This is a genomic window from Variovorax sp. Soil_C_17 (assembly GCF_057657265.1).
This window is the reverse complement of record NZ_JBDGIT010000001.1, coordinates 632,263-649,499: the sequence shown is the minus strand read 5'-3', so window position 1 is coordinate 649,499 and position 17,237 is coordinate 632,263. Positions and strand designations below refer to the sequence as shown.

At 69.0% G+C, this 17,237-nt stretch carries 16 protein-coding genes; 6 read left to right on the top strand and 10 right to left on the bottom strand.

Translation table 11 applies throughout. From position 1 onward, the window contains the following. The first annotated feature begins 155 nt into the window (after positions 1-155). A complete protein-coding gene (rpoN, locus tag AC3A6Y_RS03030) occupies positions 156-1,541 on the top strand; it encodes an RNA polymerase factor sigma-54 (protein ID WP_487866749.1) in 1,386 nt (461 codons plus the stop codon). 36 nt (positions 1,542-1,577) lie between these two features. Here the strand turns inward: rpoN and AC3A6Y_RS03025 are convergent, their stop codons facing one another. Next, positions 1,578-2,147 carry a DUF4142 domain-containing protein gene (locus AC3A6Y_RS03025; protein WP_487866748.1) on the bottom strand — a complete coding sequence of 190 codons (570 nt, stop codon included), beginning with the start codon at positions 2,145-2,147 and terminating at the stop codon, positions 1,578-1,580. Positions 2,148-2,335: 188 nt separating this feature from the next. Here AC3A6Y_RS03025 and AC3A6Y_RS03020 point away from each other — a divergent pair, with 188 nt between their 5' ends. From AC3A6Y_RS03020 to AC3A6Y_RS03005, 4 genes are all read left to right on the top strand, one after another. Beyond that, positions 2,336-3,259 carry a manganese catalase family protein gene (locus tag AC3A6Y_RS03020; RefSeq protein WP_487866747.1) on the top strand — a complete coding sequence of 308 codons (924 nt, stop codon included), beginning with the start codon at positions 2,336-2,338 and terminating at the stop codon, positions 3,257-3,259. A gap of 227 nt (positions 3,260-3,486) precedes the next feature. Next, positions 3,487-3,702 (top strand): KGG domain-containing protein, encoded by a 216-nt coding sequence (locus AC3A6Y_RS03015; RefSeq protein WP_487866746.1) that lies wholly within the window; start codon positions 3,487-3,489, stop codon positions 3,700-3,702. Between the two features lie 44 nt (positions 3,703-3,746). After that, a complete protein-coding gene (locus AC3A6Y_RS03010) occupies positions 3,747-4,871 on the top strand; it encodes a polysaccharide pyruvyl transferase family protein (RefSeq protein ID WP_487866745.1) in 1,125 nt (374 codons plus the stop codon). Then, entirely contained in the window at positions 4,861-6,330 is a 1,470-nt protein-coding gene (locus tag AC3A6Y_RS03005) for a Coenzyme F420 hydrogenase/dehydrogenase, beta subunit C-terminal domain (RefSeq protein WP_487866744.1), read from the top strand. Before AC3A6Y_RS03010 ends, AC3A6Y_RS03005 begins: the two co-directional genes overlap by 11 nt. Positions 6,331-6,342: 12 nt before the next feature. On the opposite strand, the gene AC3A6Y_RS03000 is transcribed toward AC3A6Y_RS03005, so the two are convergent. The 9 genes from AC3A6Y_RS03000 to AC3A6Y_RS02960 form a co-directional block, all read right to left on the bottom strand. Beyond that, entirely contained in the window at positions 6,343-7,401 is a 1,059-nt protein-coding gene (locus tag AC3A6Y_RS03000) for a uroporphyrinogen decarboxylase family protein (RefSeq protein WP_487866743.1), read from the bottom strand. Between the two features lie 20 nt (positions 7,402-7,421). Continuing rightward, positions 7,422-8,126, bottom strand: coding sequence for an ABC transporter ATP-binding protein (locus AC3A6Y_RS02995; RefSeq protein ID WP_487866742.1), 705 nt, complete (start codon positions 8,124-8,126; stop codon positions 7,422-7,424). Next, positions 8,119-10,050: a branched-chain amino acid ABC transporter ATP-binding protein/permease gene (locus tag AC3A6Y_RS02990; RefSeq protein WP_487866741.1), complete on the bottom strand. Its 1,932-nt coding sequence runs from the start codon at positions 10,048-10,050 to the stop codon at positions 8,119-8,121. The genes AC3A6Y_RS02995 and AC3A6Y_RS02990 overlap by 8 nt, the downstream gene beginning before the upstream one ends. Continuing rightward, positions 10,051-10,917, bottom strand: coding sequence for a branched-chain amino acid ABC transporter permease (locus tag AC3A6Y_RS02985; protein WP_487866740.1), 867 nt, complete (start codon positions 10,915-10,917; stop codon positions 10,051-10,053). It abuts the gene before it with no gap. Positions 10,918-11,001: 84 nt separating this feature from the next. Continuing rightward, positions 11,002-12,219 (bottom strand): amino acid ABC transporter substrate-binding protein, encoded by a 1,218-nt coding sequence (locus AC3A6Y_RS02980; RefSeq protein WP_487866739.1) that lies wholly within the window; start codon positions 12,217-12,219, stop codon positions 11,002-11,004. 67 nt (positions 12,220-12,286) lie between these two features. After that, positions 12,287-13,261, bottom strand: a complete 975-nt coding sequence (locus tag AC3A6Y_RS02975; RefSeq protein ID WP_487866738.1) for a Bug family tripartite tricarboxylate transporter substrate binding protein — start codon at positions 13,259-13,261, stop codon at positions 12,287-12,289. Beyond that, complete coding sequence (locus tag AC3A6Y_RS02970; RefSeq protein WP_487866737.1) at positions 13,258-14,424, bottom strand: CaiB/BaiF CoA transferase family protein; 1,167 nt, start codon at positions 14,422-14,424, stop codon at positions 13,258-13,260. Before AC3A6Y_RS02970 ends, AC3A6Y_RS02975 begins: the two co-directional genes overlap by 4 nt. Further along, positions 14,421-15,227, bottom strand: a complete 807-nt coding sequence (locus AC3A6Y_RS02965; RefSeq protein WP_487866736.1) for a citryl-CoA lyase — start codon at positions 15,225-15,227, stop codon at positions 14,421-14,423. Before AC3A6Y_RS02965 ends, AC3A6Y_RS02970 begins: the two co-directional genes overlap by 4 nt. A gap of 39 nt (positions 15,228-15,266) precedes the next feature. After that, the gene (locus tag AC3A6Y_RS02960; protein WP_487866735.1) at positions 15,267-16,151 is read right to left on the bottom strand and encodes a dioxygenase family protein; all 885 of its coding nucleotides are present in this window, start codon (positions 16,149-16,151) and stop codon (positions 15,267-15,269) included. A gap of 108 nt (positions 16,152-16,259) precedes the next feature. Between AC3A6Y_RS02960 and AC3A6Y_RS02955 the strand changes: the two genes are divergently transcribed. Next, positions 16,260-17,168, top strand: coding sequence for a LysR substrate-binding domain-containing protein (locus AC3A6Y_RS02955; RefSeq protein WP_487866734.1), 909 nt, complete (start codon positions 16,260-16,262; stop codon positions 17,166-17,168). Positions 17,169-17,237: the final 69 nt, after the last annotated feature.

The following is a 17,237-nucleotide window of genomic DNA, read 5'->3' as shown; positions in this document are numbered from 1 at the left end:
ATGCAGGGCGGGGTCGGACCGCATCGCAAGAGTTGCCGCAAAGAATGCCGCCGGGGTCTCCGATCCTTCGACGGTGTGAAAACAAAAGTATTCTAAATGCTGGGTTTTTGGCTTGGCACGGGTGTTGCGCAGGCCGCAGCCCCACAAGGAAGACCATGAGCTCGATCGCCCTGCAGGCCCGCCCCATCCAGACCATCGCTTTCTCCCCCCGGCTGCAGCAGGCGGTGCGGCTGCTGCAGCTCTCCGCGCTCGACTTTGCGCAGGTGCTGCACGAAGCCGCGGATGCCAATCCCTTTCTGGAACTGGAAGAGGCGCCGGCCCCCGACTGGTCGGGCTTCGAAGGCGCGGAGTGGTCCTCGGACGCGGCCCTCGACCGGCTGAGCACCGGCCCGGCCCTGCCCGGCGCGCGCCTGTCGCACGACGAAAGTGCCGACGCGCTGCAGCGCATCCCGGCCGCGGTGTCGCTGCGCGATCACCTGCACGCGCAGCTCGGCGTGCTCAGGCTGGACGCGCAGGAGCGCCTGCTGGCCGCCGCGGTGGTCGAGTCCCTCGACGAAGACGGCTATCTGCGCATCTCGCTGGAGGAGATCGGCGCGGTCGTCGGCGATGCCGGCGAGGATGTGGTGCCCGCGCTGGAAGCGGCGCTGTCCCGCGTGCAGTCGCTGGACCCCGCGGGCGTCGCTGCACGCAGCGTGTCCGAGTGCCTGCTGCTGCAGCTGGGCGCCATCGAGGATGCGGCGCTGCGCGAGCTCGCGCGCCGCATCGTCGCCGGCCACCTGGAGGCGCTGGCTTCGCGCAACTGGCAGCGCATCGCGCTCGCGCTCGGCGAGCCGGTGGCACGGATCAAGCTCGCGGCCGAGCGCATCCGCACGCTGGACGCGCGCCCGGGCTGGCGGCACGACCCGCAGGCACCCGCCTTCGTCACGCCCGACGTGATCGTGCGCAAGCGCCGCGGCGCATGGACGGCGGTGCTGAACGAAGCCTCCGTACCGCGCGTGAAGCTGCACCAGACCTATGCGCGCATGTTCGAGCAGCAAGGCGCCAAGGCGAGCGCGGAGCTGCGCGGCTGCCTCGAGAGCGCCCGCTGGACGGTGCAGAACGTGGGGCAGCGCGTCTCCACCATTCGCGACGTCGCGCAGGCCATCGTCGACAAGCAGAAGCTCTTCTTCGACTACGGCCCGCTGGCGATGAAGCCGCTGGGGTTGCGCGAGATCGCCGACGCGGTCGGCGTGCATCCCTCCACCGTCTCGCGCGCCGTCCACCACAAGTACATGGCAACGCCGGCCGGCGTGTTCGAGCTCAAGTACTTTTTCTCGCGCGGCATGCAGCATGCCCACCGCGGCGCAAGCGCGCCGACGGCGCTGCGGCAACTGGTGGGCGAACTGATCGCGGCGGAGCCGGCCGGTGCGCCGCTCAGCGACGCCGAACTCGCGCGCCGCCTCACGGAACAGGGCTTTCGCATCGCCCGGCGCACCGTGACCAAGTACCGGCAGGCGCTGCGCATCGATCCGATCGAGCTGCGCGCCGCGGCGCGGGGCTGAAGCGCTTCGGCGCCGGGACACCGCACCGGCAAGGCATCACTTCTTCGCCATCTTCTCGGCGTGCGACAGGTGCTGCTCGACCACGGGAAGCATCTTTTCGGCCAGCGCCTTCAGGTCGCCGTCCTTGGCCTTGGCCTGGGTCTTCTGCAGCAGCTCCCGCGTCTTGCGATGGTCCCCGACTCCCGCCTGCGACATGTACTGGCGGTCGAAGCGTGCGCCGTCCATGGCCTGCATCGCCCTCATCGCGGCCTTGTGCTTCGTGTCGGGCTCGCTCGGCAGCGTCATCGCCTTGGCCTGGGCCAGCTGCTGGACGTCCTTCAGCGCCGTCGAATGGTCGTCCACCATCATCTGGGCGAACTTCTTGACTTCGCCGTCCTGCGACTTCTCCAGCGCCAGCTTGCCGGTGGCGATCTCCGCCATGTTGGCCTGCGCGATGTCGCGCAGCATGGCCTGGTCGGCACGCGGGAGCCTGGCCGGCGGCGACATGGCACCCGGCGCCGTCGTGGCGCGCGTGCCGTCGCTCTGCGCCTGGGCGGGCACGCCGGCGATCGCGGCACACAGAAGGCCGGCCGCCGCAAGCACCCGCAGCATGTTGATCTGCGTCATGTGGATCTCCTTGAAATGAGTAAGAGGGCCGGGCAGCACGGCACGCCGCGTGCCCGCCGGCTCATCAATGAAAAGAGACAGGAGTGCGCCGGGCGGGCCTACACGGATGCACCGGCGTCCGGCGGAGATTGCCTCCTCGCGGCCCCGAGGAGGCCGTGTGTTCAACCCTCTCTTCAAAGGATGCCCCCATGTTCTCTCACAACAAGCGCCTTCAGTACACCGTGCGCGTGAGCGAGTGCAATCCCGGCCTCGCCAATCTCATGCTCGAGCAGTTCGGCGGTCCGCAGGGCGAGCTCGCCGCGGCCATGCGCTACTTCACCCAGGCCGTCGGCGAGGACGATCCCGGCCGCAAGGACATGCTGTTCGACATCGCCACCGAGGAGCTCAGCCACCTGGAGGTGATCGGCACCGTCGTCGGCATGCTCAACAAGGGCGCCAAGGGCCAGCTCGCCGAGGCCACCGACACCGAGGCCGAGATGTACAGGCGCATCACCGGCGCGGGCAACGACAGCCACATCACGCAGGTGCTCTACGGCGGCGGCCCGCCGCTGGTCAACTCCGCGGGCGTGCCCTGGACCTCCGCCTACATCGACACCATCGGCGAGCCGACGGCGGACCTGCGCTCCAACATCGCGGCGGAAGCGCGCGCCAAGATCATCTACGAGCGGCTGATCGCCTGCACCGACGACCCCGGCGTGAAGGAGGCGCTGGGCTTCCTGATGACGCGCGAGATCGCGCACCAGAAGTCCTTCGAGAAGGCGCTCTATGCGATCACGCCGAACTTCCCGCCGGGCAAGCTGCCGGGCATGCCGGAGTTCACCGGCGTGTACTTCGACATGTCCAAGGGCGGCGAGGTGCGCGGCCCCTGGAACCAGGGCGAGCGCTGGGAATACCGCAGCGATCCCGAGTCGCAGATGGCGGTGGACGGCGGCAGCGGCGAGCCCTCGGTCTCGCTGACCTCGGACGAGATGGCGGCCTGCGACGACATGGCCGCGCGGACCGCTTCCGATCCGTCGAGCGATCCGCAGACCGGTGCCGAACTGGGCATGGGCCCGGGCGACCCGGACGCGCCCGCGAAGGCGGGTGCGGCCTCGCGCCGCAAGTCGAAGTGAATCGAGACAGCAAGAACTGCAGCAAGCCGGGCTGAAGGAATGAAGGCCCCGTTCGCGATGAACGCATCAGCCCGGGCTTTCTGTGACGCATCGGAGATGCGCCGCAGGGATCGAGCGCCCTGCGTGGAGGTCGAGCGGTGGGCACGCCGTTTGCCGCGGCATGGCCGGCCGCACGGTCTTCGCGTGCGGCCGCTTCCCTTCCACTTCTCACCCAGCAAGGAGTCCTGATGGCTTTGAACGACGACGACGATGTCCTGCGCGGAGCACGCGTGCGGCGGCGCGGATTCGCGGGCATGGATCCCGCGCGCCAGCGCGACATTGCCCGGGAGGGCGGACGCTCGGCGCACGAGAAGGGGACGGCCCACGAGTTCACGCCGGACGAGGCACGCGCCGCAGGGCTCAAGAGCCGCATCGGCCGCAGCATCAGGCGCGAGGAGACCTGAGGGCAGGGCTGCGCCTGCCTGCACCCGGCGCACACCGTTCAGGCATGCGCATTGCCGCGGCCGGGACCATGAAGATCGGGCTGCTCACCTTCCATCGCTGCATCAACTACGGCTCTTACTGGCAGGCGCGCTGCCTTCTGCAGGCACTTCGAAGTCGCGGCCACGATGCCGTGCTGCTGGACCACCGCTCACGCAGGATCGACATGGCGGAGTGGCGCTGCGCGCTTCGTCCGGCGTGGCCGGCGTCGTTCCGCTCCGATGGTGCGCTCTATGCCAGCAAGGCACGCCGCTTTCTCGATGCGCTCGCCGCGCTTCCCTCTTCGCCGGGCTTCGACCTGGATTCGCCTCGCGGAACGGATTCCTACGACCTGGTGATCGTCGGCAGCGACGAGGTGTGGAACCTGGACCATCCCTGGTATGGCGAATGCCCTCTGTTTTTCGGCGAGCGTGTGCGCGCCCATCGGCTGGCCGCTTACGGCGCGAGCTTCGGCAGCTATGCGGCGGACAAGGGCCTGCCGCACGCCTGGGCGAAGCGGCTCGGCAGCTTCGACCTGATCTCGGTGCGCGATGGCAACTCGCGGGCCATCGTCGAAGGCGCGCTGGGCGTCCAGGCCGAAGTGGTCCTGGACCCTTGCCTTCAGTTTCCCCTCGGCGAACACCGCGATGCGAACCGCGCCGAGCACGGCGATGCGTACGTGGCCGTGTATGGCCACAGCTTCAGCGGGTGGTTCGCCCATGCCTTGCGGGACTGGGCCAGGCGCAGGGACCTCAGGCTGGTGAGCATTGGCTACCGCAACGGCTGGGCCGACGACAGCTGGATCTCCGCGGGGCCGGAGGACTTCAGGCATTTCATGGCCGGGGCGCGTGCGATCGCGACCAACTTCTTCCACGGCTGCGTCTTCGCGCTGCGCGAGTGGAAGCCCTTCGTCTGCGAACGCTCGCCCTATCGCACGATCAAGATCGGCGAGCTCATGGCGCTGGCCGGAACCTCCGAGCACCTGGTCAGCGAGCAGAGCCCGTGGCAGACCTACGAGGCGCGGCTGGACTCGCCGCTCTCGATCGACATCGCGCGACGGCTCGAGCAGCGGCGCCGTGCATCGGAGGCGTACCTGGACCGGGTCCTTTCGCAAGACAGCCCGCGCGCGGAAGAGCCGCGTTATGCCGCCTGATGCCATCGGGTTCCCGAGCCGCACGGCCGCTGCGAGGGCGACCGGCACCGCGGCCGAAGGCGAAGGCACGCCGGTGAGTCCCCGCGACATGCGGCGCGCTGGACTGTGCGTGGGCTGCGGCGCCTGTGTCTCCCGCAGTCCCGTTGCCGGCGCGCGGATGATGCTCGATGGTGATGGCGAGCTGAAGCCCACGGGGCCTGAAGCGTGGATGGCGCATCGATCGGACGAACTCGCGCGTCTTTGTCCCTTCTCGCCATCGGCCGCCGACGAGACCACGCTCGCGCGGGCGCTGTACCCCGATGCGCTGAACGCCGACCCGATGATCGGTCGTTTCGAGTCGGCCTATGTGGGCCATGCGGCGGAGGGGCAGTTCCGCGCCGAGGGCAGCTCCGGAGGACTGGTGAGCTGGGTGGCGGCCGAGCTGTTGCGCCTCGGGCTGGTCGATGGCGTCGCGCACGTGGGCGAGGGCGATTCGCCCGGCGAGGGCGAACCCTTCTTCCGCTACCGCATCTCGCGCAGCCCCGAGGAGGTGTGCCGCGCAGCGAAGTCGCGCTACTACCCGGTCGAGATGTCCGGCGTGCTGTCGACCATCCGCGCCGTGCCCGAGCGCTATGCCGTGGTCGGCGTGCCCTGCTTCATCAAGGCCGTTCAGCTGCTGCGCCGCGAAGACCCGGTCGTGCGCGAGCGGGTGGCCTTCACCCTGGGACTGTTCTGCGGCCACATGAAGAGTGCGCGCATGGTGGAGAGCTTTGCCTACCAGGCGGGCGTTCGGCTGGAAGACGTGCGGCAGATCGACTTTCGCGTGAAAGACCCGCGGCGGCCGGCCAACTGGTACACGGTCCAGTTCACGCAGCGCGATGGGCGCACGTTCCGCCATGACTGGTTCCACCTGGCCGAAGGCGACTGGGGCTCGGGCTTTTTTCAGAATGCCGCGTGCAACTATTGCGACGACGTCGTGGCCGAGACCGCCGACATCGCTTTCGGCGATGCCTGGGTGGAGCCCTACTCCAGCGACGGGCGGGGCACGAACGTGATGGTGGTGCGCTCGGCGCGGCTGCGCGAGCTGATCGATCGTGCCGTCGTGGAGCAGCGCCTGCGGCTGGACGAGGTCGACGGCGCCTTCGTGCAGCGGACGCAGGCGGCGGGCTTTCGCCAGCGCCGCGAAGGACTGGCCTACCGCCTGAGCTGGCCGCATCGCGGCGTTCGGCCGCGCAAGCGGGTGCAGCCTTCGGCTTCGTCGCTCGGCGTTCGGCGCAAGCTCGTCTACCGCATGCGTGCCGCCATCACGACGTGGAGCCGCCGCTTGTACCGTGCCGCGAAACGGCTCCGGCTGCAGGGCTTGTACGTGCACTGGGCGCGGGCAGCCACCGCGCTGTACCAGGCGATCGCGTATTCGCGCGGATCGATCGGCCGGGCGCTGGATCGCTGCGGGTTGAAAGATGAGACGCTGCGGGAGTGAGGTCTCGTTCCCTCACCCTTGCCCTCTCCCAGAGAGAGAGGGAGCATGTTCCGCATGGTCCTCGCGCAGCACCCGCGCGGCTGCGACCATCGCGCGCAGCTTCCCGATGGCTGCGTCGCGCGGCAGATACTTCATGCCGCAGTCCGGCGCCAGGATCACGTTCTCCGGCTTCACGTAAGGCAGTGCGCGCCGAATGCGATCGACGATGGTTCCGACCGACTCCACCTCCGGCGTCGACAGGTCGATGCAGCCCACCATCACCCGCTTGCCGTCGAGCGCGGCCAGGGCCGAGCAGTCCAGGTGCGACTGCGCCGTCTCCACCGATACCTGCCTGCAGCTGCACTGCGCCAGCTCGGGCAGAAAGGAATAGCCGCTCGGCCGCTCGTGGATGATCGCCGCGTAGCCGAAGCAAATGTGTACCGCCGTCGTGCCGGTGATGCCCTCCAGCGCCCGGTTCAGCGCCGCCAGCCCGTACTGCCGCGCCTTCTCGGGCCGCGCCTGCATGTAGGGCTCGTCGATCTGCACCACGTCGGCCCCGGCCGCGAAGAGATCGCGGATCTCCGCGTTCACCGCCTCGGCATAGTCCATGGCGGCCTCTTCCTCGGTCTCGTAGAAATCGTTCTGCGCCTGCTGCAGCATCGTGAAGGGGCCGGGCACGGTGATCTTCACCTGCCGCTCGGTATGCGCGCGCAGGAACTTCAGGTCCTCCACCTCCACCGGATGCCGGCGCCGGATGCGGCCGACGATGCGCGGCACCGGGTTGGGATGTCCCGAGCGGTCCAGCGCCGTTCCGGGGTTGTCCAGGTCCACGCCGTCGAGCGCCGTCGCGAAGCGGTTCGAATAGCTCTCGCGCCGGATCTCGCCGTCGCTCACGATGTCCAGGCCGGCCTCTTCCTGCGCGCGGATCGCCATCAGCGTTGCGTCGTTCTGCGCCTCTTCCAGGTACTGCGGCGGAATGCGCCACAGCTCGCGCGCGCGCACCCGCGGCGGAAAGCGGCCCGCCAGCTTGGCGCGGTCGATCAGCCACTCGGGCTGCGGAAAACTGCCGACGATGGTGGTGGGGAACAGCATGGGGTCTTCTCCTTGAAAAATCAGACGCCGAGGTACACGCGCTGGATCTCCGGCCGCGCCAGCAGCTCCTGCGGCAGGCCTTCGGCCACCATGCGGCCCTCCTCCAGCACATAGGCGCGCTGCGACACTTCCATCGCCATCGCCACGTTCTGCTCCACCAGCAGCACCGACACGCCGTCGGCATTGATGCGCCGGATGGCCGCGAACATGTCGCCCACGATGCGCGGCGACAGGCCCAGCGAAGGCTCGTCCAGCAGCAGCAGGCGCGGCCGCGCCATCAGCGCGCGGGCGATCGCCACCATCTGCTGCTGCCCGCCCGAGAGCTCGCCGGCCGGGCTCGCGAGCTTTTCCTTCAGCGCCGGGAACAGCGCGAGCACCTGCGCCATCGACTGCTGCCGCTGCGCCTTGGCCTGCGGCAGCAGGCTGCCGAGCTCCAGGTTCTCCCGCACCGTCATGCCCGTGAAGAGCCGCCGGCCCTCGGGCACGAGCGCGATGCCGGCCTCGCAGAAGCGATGCGCCGGCAGCCGCGTGATGTCCCGCCCGTCGAACACGATGCGCCCGCCGCGCGCGCGCAGCATGCCGGCCAGCGTCGCGATCAGCGTGGTCTTGCCGGCCCCGTTGGGCCCGACCACGCACAGCAGCTCGCCTCGCCGCAGGTCCAGCGACACCCCCCACAGCGCGTTCGCCGCGCCGTAGGCCACCTGCAGGTCACGCACTTCAAGCATGGGCGGCCTTTCCGAGATAGGCGCTCATCACCTCGGGCCGCTGCATCACGTCGCGCGCCGTCCCTTCGGCCAGCATCTCGCCGTGGTTGAAGACCACGATGCGGTCGGTCAGCGCCATCACCGCGCGCATCACGTGCTCGACGAAGACGATGGTGGAGCCTTGCTCGCGGATGCGCCGGATCAGGGCCACAGCGTCGTCGATCTCGCTCGGCGTCAGGCCGCACAGCACCTCGTCCAGCAGCACCAGCCGCGGGCGCGAGGCCAGCGCGCGCGCCAGCTCCAGGAACTTGCGCTGGTGCAGGTTCAGGTCTTCGGGCCTCGCATCGCGCTTGGCCTCCAGGCCGGTGAATTCCAGCCAGCGCATCGCCTGCCGCTGCGCGTCCGCGGGGTCGCGCACCGCCCCGCCGAACATCGTGGCAATGGCCACGTTCTGCAGCACGCTCAGGTGCGCGAAGGGCCGCGGGATCTGGTAGGTGCGGGCGATGCCGCTGCCCGCGATGCGGTGCGCCGGCAGGCCGTTGAGGCTGCGGCCTTCGAACTCGATGTGCCCGGCGGTCGGCGTGTAGTGCCCGCTGACGACATTGATGAAGGTGGACTTGCCCGAGCCGTTGGGCCCCAGCAGACCGAGGATCTCGCCGCGCCGCACTTCGACGTCCACGCCGGCCAGCGCACGCACGCCTTTGAAGGACTTGCTCAAGCCCTTGACGCGCAGCAGCACCTCGCCTTGCGGGGCGACGCTCGCCATGGCCGGTTCGGCGAGCACCGGCGCCGCTGCCTTGCTCCCTGCCGCAGGGAGAGGGCGCAAGACGGCACGCCGCCACAGCCGCCGCACGCGTTCCAGGATGCCATCGGGCATGAAGAGAATCGCCGCGATCAGGATCGCCCCGATCAGCGCCTTGCCCGCCACCGCATGGTCCGCCGCGGTAAAGCTGTAGAGCAGCCCCGTGATCGCCACCGCGCCGATGGCCGGCCCGGCCCAGTGGCGCGTGCCGCCCAGCACGCTCATCAGCACCACCGTGAGCGGCACCGTGATGGTGAACACCTCCCCCGCCGTGACGTACGAGAGGAACAGCGCATGGATGCCGCCCGCCACGCCCGCCAGCGCGCAGGACACGGCCAGCGCCATCAGCTTGTAGCGGTAGGTGGGCACGCCCAGCACCTCGGCCGCCTCCTCGTCGTCGTGGATCGCGAACAGCCCCGCACCGAACTTCGAGACCTGGATGCCCCAGGCGATCAGCAGCGTGGCCACCGCCGCGGCCAGCGCCAGCAGATAGAAGGTGGCCGAGGCCGTGGGCCCGATCTTCGGCACCGTCACCGCCGCCAGCGAGACGCCGTTGCCGCCGTCCAGCGGCGTGTTGACCACGATGGTGCCGATCACGAAGGTGATCGCCAGCGTCAGCAGCGCGAACAGCTCGCCGCGCACGCTCTTCACGCGGAACACGATCGCACCCAGCACCACGCCCAGCACCATCGCGACCAGCGCCGCGGCGGGCAGCGTCCAGAGAAAGGGCCAGTCGTAGCGCGCCATCAGATTGGCGCTGGTGTAGATGCCGGCGCCGAAGAAGGCGCCGTGGCCGAAGGAGAAATAGCCCGAGTAGCCCGAGAGGATGTTCCACGAGGTGGCGAGCACCACCCAGTGCAGCATCAGGTAGAGCAGGGAGTCGTAGAAGGCCGGCAGCCCGAGCTGGGGCACGAAGGCGAGCGCGATGCCGGCGGCGACGATCAGGAGCGGGGTCAGCTTCCTCCTCGGGGGCGCCGATGCGACGGCGCGCGCGGCCCCTCCTGCGCCCTCTCCCTCCGGGAGAGGGTTGGGGTGAGCGCGCCGGGCGGTGGATTCGCTGGCAGTGCCCGATACGCCGCGTGCCCTCACCCTCACCCTCTCCCAGAGGGAGGGGGAACCAAGTCCGATGCTTTGCGGCTTCATCTACGCACTCTTTCCCGGCCTGAACAGAAGGATGAGGATCAACAGCGTGAACGACACGATCGGCGCCCACGAAGGCGCGGTCACCGCCATCGTCACCGCCTCGCTCACGCCGATCAGCACCCCCGCGACCAGCGGCCCGAGCGCGCTGCCCAGCCCGCCCAGCATCACGGCCGCGAACACCACGCCGACCCAGGCGTACATCTGCGAAGGCGTGAGCGTGAAGCTCAGCGCCAGGCACACGCCCGCGATGCTCGCGAGCGCCGCGCAGGTGCCCGCCAGCAGGAGCCCCAGCGCCTTCTCGTTCACGCCGAAGGCCGAGGCCACCGGCCCGTCCTGCGCGGCAGCGCGCAGCGCGCGGCCCAGGTCGGTGTAGCGCAGCACGCCCCACACCGCGAAGGCGAGCGCCACGGCGATCACCAGCGTGATCAGCTCCGGCACCGGGACGTACAGGCCGGCGAGCTTGAACTTCTGCTCCCCGTAGTGCGACTCGAGCTTGCGGAAGTCCGCCGTCCAGATCGACTGGATCACGCTCTCCGCAATGCCCGTGAGCCCGAAGGTCAGCAGCAGCGAGTTGAAGGGCGTCACGGCGAAGCGCGCCATCACCCAGTGCAGCCCCGCGCCGAACGCGAAGAACAGCGGCACGATGACCAGGAGCGTCAGCAGCGGGTCCATGCCCATCGTCGCCAGCTGGTAGCACAGGTAGGCCGCCAGGAAGGCGAACGCGAAGTGCGCCAGGTTGATCAGGCGCAGCAGTCCCCAGCTGAGGCTGAGCCCCAGCCCCATCAATCCGTAGAGCGCACCGACGAAGATGCCGGAGAGGATTGACTGGGACAGCAGCGAAAGGCTGGGCAGCGTAAAACCGCTCATGGAGCCCCCACGCTGGTCACTTCGTGTACTGCGCTGCCCCCCGGGGGGGCCTTCGCGCCTTCGGGCGGCCGTGCGGCGCTCATGTCAGGGCACGATCATCTTGGCGCCGCCGGAAGTCACTTCCTTGGGCCAGACGACCACCCACTTCCCGCCCTGGATCTGCTTGATGCGCATCAGGTCGTCGCCGAAGTTGCCCGTGCCGTCGAAGCGCAGCTTGCCCTGCAGGGTGTCGACCTTGTTGGCCTTGAGCCAGGTGGCGATGGCCTTGTCGTCCAGGCTCTTGGTGGCGACCACGCCCGCTTCCAGGATCTGCCATGCGGTGTACGAAGCCGCGGCCTGGGTCTCGACCGAGGTGTCGGGGAAGCCGGCCTTGGCGGCGCGCTCGCTGTAGAGCTTGACGAACTCGGCCGCGCCCTTGTTGGAGGTAAAGGGCGGCTGCGCCTCGAAGATGGTGGCCGAGAGCGCGTTCTTCGCATCGGGCGAGGCGAGCAGCGGCCCCGGCGCCGGGTACAGGTAGAAGTGCTGCGGCGGCGAGTAGTCGATTTTCTTCATCGCATCGAGCAGCAGGTTGCCCTCCAGCCCGATCGCGCCGACCCACACGAAGTCCGGCTTGGCATCCTTCACGCGGTTGGCGATCGGCCCGAAGTCGCGATTGCCGAAGTCCCATTCGAGGAACAGCACCTCGGTCAGCCCGCGCTTCTTGATCACCTCGCGCGCACCCGCGCTCATGAACTGGATCGAGGGGAACTTGCTCGTCACCACCGCCACCGTCTTCGGCGGCTTGGGCGAGGCCGCGAGCGCATCGAAGAGCGTGTTGGGCACGGTGGTCGCCGGGTCCGAGCCGATCGACCAGGCCGGGAACTGCATGTCGTACTTGGCCAGCGAGGGAATGCCCAGCGTGTGGTGCACCAGCACCTTGTTGTAGCGCTGGGCCACGCCCATGGCCGAGAGGATCGCGCCGGTCGCGTAGGGCCCCATCAGCAGGTCGACCTTGTCGGCCGTGACCAGCTGCTCGTACAGCGTGCGGGCCAGGTCGGGCTTGGACTGGTCGTCCTTCACCACCCACTCCACCGGCCGGCCCAGAAGGCCGCCGCGCTGGTTGAGCTGCTCGACGTAGATCTCGCCCACCAGCTTGTGGATCTGCGCCGTGGCCGAGAGCGGCCCGGTCAGCGCCAAGGTGCTGCCGATGCGGATCGGCTGGCCGGCCGGCTGCTGTGCCAGCGCGAAGCCGGCCGCGGCCAGTGCGATGGCGCCCACGGCGGCGCGCCGCCCGATGCCTCGAAGGTTCTGCTGCGTCTTCATGGTTCCTGTCTCCTGTCAAATTCTTGTGAGCGAAACGAACGAAAAAAGAACGAAAAAGCGAAAGCCTTCAGTCGACTTGAGCCCCTGAGCGCTTGACGAGGCCGGCCCACTTGCCGAGTTCGGTTTTGTTGAAGGGCTGCATTTCCTCGGGCTTCATGGGGCGCGATTCGATGCCCTGCTCGCGCAGCTTGGCCATCACCTCGGGCTGCGCGAGCGCACTGGCGCTCGCCGTGCGTAGCTGCGCCAGCGTGGCTGCCGGGGTCGCGGCGGGTGCGTACAACATGAACCACGCGACCAGGTCGAAGTCGGCAATGCCCTGCTCCATCAGCGTCGGCACGTCGCTCGCCGCCGCGCTGCGCACCGCGCCGCTCGCGCCCAGCGCGCGCAGCTTGCCGGCCTTGATCTGCGGCATCACCGCGGCCGGGTGATAGAACATGAAGTCCACCTGCGAGGCGATCACGCCCGTGAGCGCCATCGCGCCTTCCTTGAAAGGCACGTGGATCATCTTGCCGCCCAGCCGCTGTGCCAGCAGCTCGCCCGCCAGGTGGCCCGAGGTGCCGTTGCCGGCCGAGGCGAAGGTCACGCCCTGCGGCCGGGCTGCCGCCTGCGCCAGGTCCTTGAGCGATCGGATCGGCGAATCCGCCGCCACCACCAGCAGCGTCGGCGTGTAGCCGATGAAGGCCACCGGCGCGAAGTCGCGCATCGGGTCGTAGGGCAGCTTGCTGAAGAGCGCGGCGTTGATCGCGTGCGTGCCCACCGTGCCCATCACCAGCGTGCGGCCGTCGGGCGCCGACTTGGCGACCAGGTCACTGCCGGTGGAGCCGCCCGCGCCGGCGCGGTTGTCGACGATCACCGGCTGCTGCAGTGCCTTGCCCAGCGCTTCGCCGAACACCCGCGACACCGTGTCGGTGGTGGTGCCGGCGCCGAAGGGCACCACCATGCGGACCGGGCCGCCCTTGTCCTGTGCCTGGGCTTGCGCCACCGCGCCCGCCAGCAGCACGCCCGCGGCAAGCAGGGTGCGCATCGTCGTCCTGAAAGTCATTCGCTCGTCTCCGTTGGCTTGTCTGTCTTTTTGCGCTTCAGTGCCGCGCGTATCTCGTCGCTGTGCTCGCCCAGCATCGGCGGCGGCCGCACCTGCAGGGCGCGCTCCCCGTCGAAGCTCACCGGCGAGCGCACCGTGCGAAAGAGCCCCATCACCGGATGCTCGGCCGAGGTCATCAACTGCAGGTGCTTGGCCTGCGGGTCTTCCAGCGCCTCGCTGGTGTCGTACATCGGCGCGTTGGGCACGTCCTCGCGCTGCAGGCGGGCGCACCATTCGTCGCGCGTCTGCGTGGCGAAGCGCGCGCCCAGCAGCGCGATCAGCGCCTCCTGGTTCTCGATGCGCGCATCGCGCGTGGCAAAGCGCGCGTCCTCGAAGATGTCGGGCTGCTCGATCGCGATCGCCAGCCCGCGCCAGAACTTCTCCGGCGAGGACATGTGCAGCGCGATCCACTTGTCGTCCGCGCAGCGCAGCACATAGGACTGCGACACGCTCGGCCGGCTGTACGGGCCCATCACCTCGTCGACCTGGAAGAAGTGCGTGAAGGCGTCGAGGTTGAAATGCGCCATCGCCTCCAGCATCGACACCTCGACCTTGCGGCCGATGCCCGTGCGGCTGCGCTCGTACAGCGCGCCCAGCACGCCGTAGGCCGCGTAGAAGCCGGTCAGCGAATCGGCGATGGCCGGCCCCACCACGCGCGGGTTCTCCGGGTTCACCAGCAGGTTGAGAAAGCCGCTCGCCGCCTGCGCCACCGTGTCGTAGGCCGGCCGGTTCGCGGCCGGGCCGGTCGAGCCGAAGCCGCTGATGGCCACGTAGATCAACTTCGGGTTCAGCGCCTGCAGCCGCTCCGCGCCCACGCCCAGCTTCTCCGCCACGCCGGGGCGAAAGTTCTGGATGTACACGTCGGCATCGGCGATGAGCGCGTCCAGCACCTCGCGGTCTTCGCTGCTCTTGGTGTCCAGCGTGATGCTGCGCTTGTTGCGGTTGTAGGTCTGGTAGTGCGGGCTGTACAGCCCGTTCTTGAAGGCGCGGAAGGGGTCGCCCGTGCCCGGCTGCTCCACCTTGATCACGTCGGCCCCGAGGTCGCCCAGCAGCATGCCGGCGGCCGGCCCCGTGATGAAGGTGCCCTGCTCGATGACCTTGAGGCCTTGCAGCACGGGGATCATGCGTGCTTTCCGAAGCCCGGCGGCACGTCGCCGTCGTATTCCATCTCGCGCGTCGCCTGGTAGGAGAGCGCGAAGCCGATCGGCTGGCGGATCTCCTCCACCATGTGCGCGATCAGCCCCGCGGTGCGCGCGAGCATCGGGATGCCCTTGAGCGCTTCGACCGGGAAGCCGGCGCCCAGCAGCACCGAGGGAATCGCGCCCGACACATTCAGCTTGAGCGGCTTGCCCAGCAACCCGGGCAGGAGCCGCTCGCAGCTTTCCGCGATCTCGACGAAGCGCAGGCCAGTGCCCGCTGCCTGGGCCGCATCGAACAGCGCACCCACGCGCGCATCGCGCTCCTTGTGCAGCGGATGGCCGTAGCCGGGCACCGAGCGCCCGGCCTCGCGCCAGGCCTTCATCACCGCGAGCGCCGCCTGGTCCATCGCCATGCCGGCCTGCATCTTCTCGTCGATCTCGACGTACATGCGCCCCGCCGTCTCCGACGAGCCCAGCACCACCGAGCCGCAGCCCAGGATGCCCGCCGCCACCGCGCCCTGCATCGCATCGGGCGCCGCGGCGAAGGTCATGCGGGCCGCCTGCACGCTGGGCACCAGCCCGTGCTCGGCAATCGCCACCAGCGTCGCGTTCAGCACCGCGGCCTGCCCCGGCGTGGGCATCTGCCCCGTCAGCAGCAGGAAGAAGTGGTCGACGAAGGAGATCTTGCCGATGAGTTCCTTCGAGAGGTCGCGCCCGCGGATCACGATCGTGTGTTCGTCCGAGGTGCAGATGGCCGTGCGCGGCACGGTGGCCTTGCCGATCTTCATGAGGGTCCTTGCAAATTGAGTAAAGCCGGGAAGAGAGCGTCAGGCCGCAGGTGCGAGCCTGATGTCGAAGCTCGCCGAGTAGTACGGCTCGCGCATCTCGCGCCCGTCCACCGCCTTGCCCGGCGCGTGCTTCTCGAAGTCGACCACCAGGCTGTCGCGCTTGCCGAACACCGCGTCTTCCTCGATGTACGGGCTGCCGGCGACGAAGACCTGCGTGGTCAGCGTCACATGCCCCGGCGCCGAGACCTGCAGGTGGATGTGGCCGGGGCGGTAAATGCTCCGCGCGGTGGCGTGCAGCATCTGCCCAACCGGCCCGTCGTCGGGAATCGGGTAGTAGGCGGGCAGGATCGACCAGAACCAGTAGCGCCCCTGCGCATCGGTGCGAAAGCGCCCGCGCGCGGCCATCGTCGGCTCGGTGCTCAGCTGCACGTCGTACTTGCCTTCGCCGTCGCCCGACCACACGTCGAGCAGGGCGCCTTCCAGCGGCTTGCCGTGCACGTCGGTCACGCGGCCCATGTAGAAGGTCGGCTCGCCGCGCGCGCTCCCGCGGATGTCGGCGCCCAGCGGCATGTCGGGCGCGCCGGCCCAGTAGAACGGGCCTTCCACCGTGGCCTCCGTCGCCTCGGTCGCGCCCTGGGCCCCGCCGGCGGCGCGCGCCTGGTCCAGCGCCACCACCATCATCGACAGGCCCAGCGTGTCGGACAGCAGGATGAACTCCGGCCGCTTGTCGGTCGAGATCTGCCCCGTCGCCTCGAGAAACTTCATCCCCGCGAGCCACTCCTCTGGCTTCAGGTCGACCTCGCGCGCGAAGGCGTGCATGTGCTTCACCAGCGCGGTCATGAGCTGGCGCAGGCGCGGGTCGGGCGTCTTCGCGAAGGCGTCGAGCACGTCCTGCGTGATGCTGTCCTGGTTGTAGTCCGCCATGTCTTCGTCTCCTGGTTCTGGCCGGACGATAGGCCTCGCAAGACACGGCGACAAATGATGAATTTCCATCGATATCATCGATGGCATCGATCATTTGCAGGGGTTTGTATGGAGATGAGGCATCTGCGCTACTTCGTCGCACTGGCCGATTGCCTGAGCTTCACGCGCGCTGCCGAGCGCGTGCACGTGACCCAGTCGACCCTCTCGCACCAGATCAAGCAGCTCGAGGACGAGCTGGGCCAGCCGCTCTTCGAGCGCATCGGCAAGAAGGTCGTGACCACCGAGGCCGGCGAGCTGCTGCGCGGCTTTGCCTCGCGCGCGCTGAAGGAGGTGGACCAGGGCGTGGCGCTGCTCAAGCCCGGCGCCGGCAACCTCACGGGCAAGGTGCGCATCGGCGCCACCCACACCTTCAACATCGGCCTCATTCCCGAGTGCGTGGCGCAGTTCCTGGCGCGGCATCCCACGGTGCGCATCAGCGTCGAGGAGCTGGCGGCCGAGGTCATTGCCGCGCGGCTGGCGGCCGGCGAGCTGGACCTCGGCATCTCCTACCGCCCGCAGGACCCGACCGGCCTGTGGTTCGAGCCGCTCTACAACGAGGAGATGGTGCTGGTCGTCTCCACCGCCCACCCGCTGGCCGGCCGCAAGCGCATCCGCATGGTGGAGCTGCACCGGCAGGACCTGGTGCTGGTCTCGTCCAGCTTCTCGACCCGCACCATGCTCGACGAATGCTTCCACGCCTGCGGCGCCGAGCCGACGGTGGTGGCCGAGATGTCGACCGTGGCGCCGATGCTGGCGCTGGTGGCCCGCACCCTGATCGGCTCGATCGTGGCCATCAACGCCGTGCCGGAGGCGATGGCGGGGCTGAAGATGATCCCGCTGGAGAGCCCGACGCCGGTGCGCACGCCGGGAATCCTGTGGCGGCTGGGGGAGAGCAAGCCGGCGGCGGTGCAGTCGTTTGCGGTGATCTTGAGGAAGACGGCGTTGAGCAACAGCTTGCGGCGGGAGGGGCCCGGGTGATATTCACTGCACAGTAAATATGCCGATTTTCCTGAATATTTGCTAATATGCGAATATTCACTGTTCAGT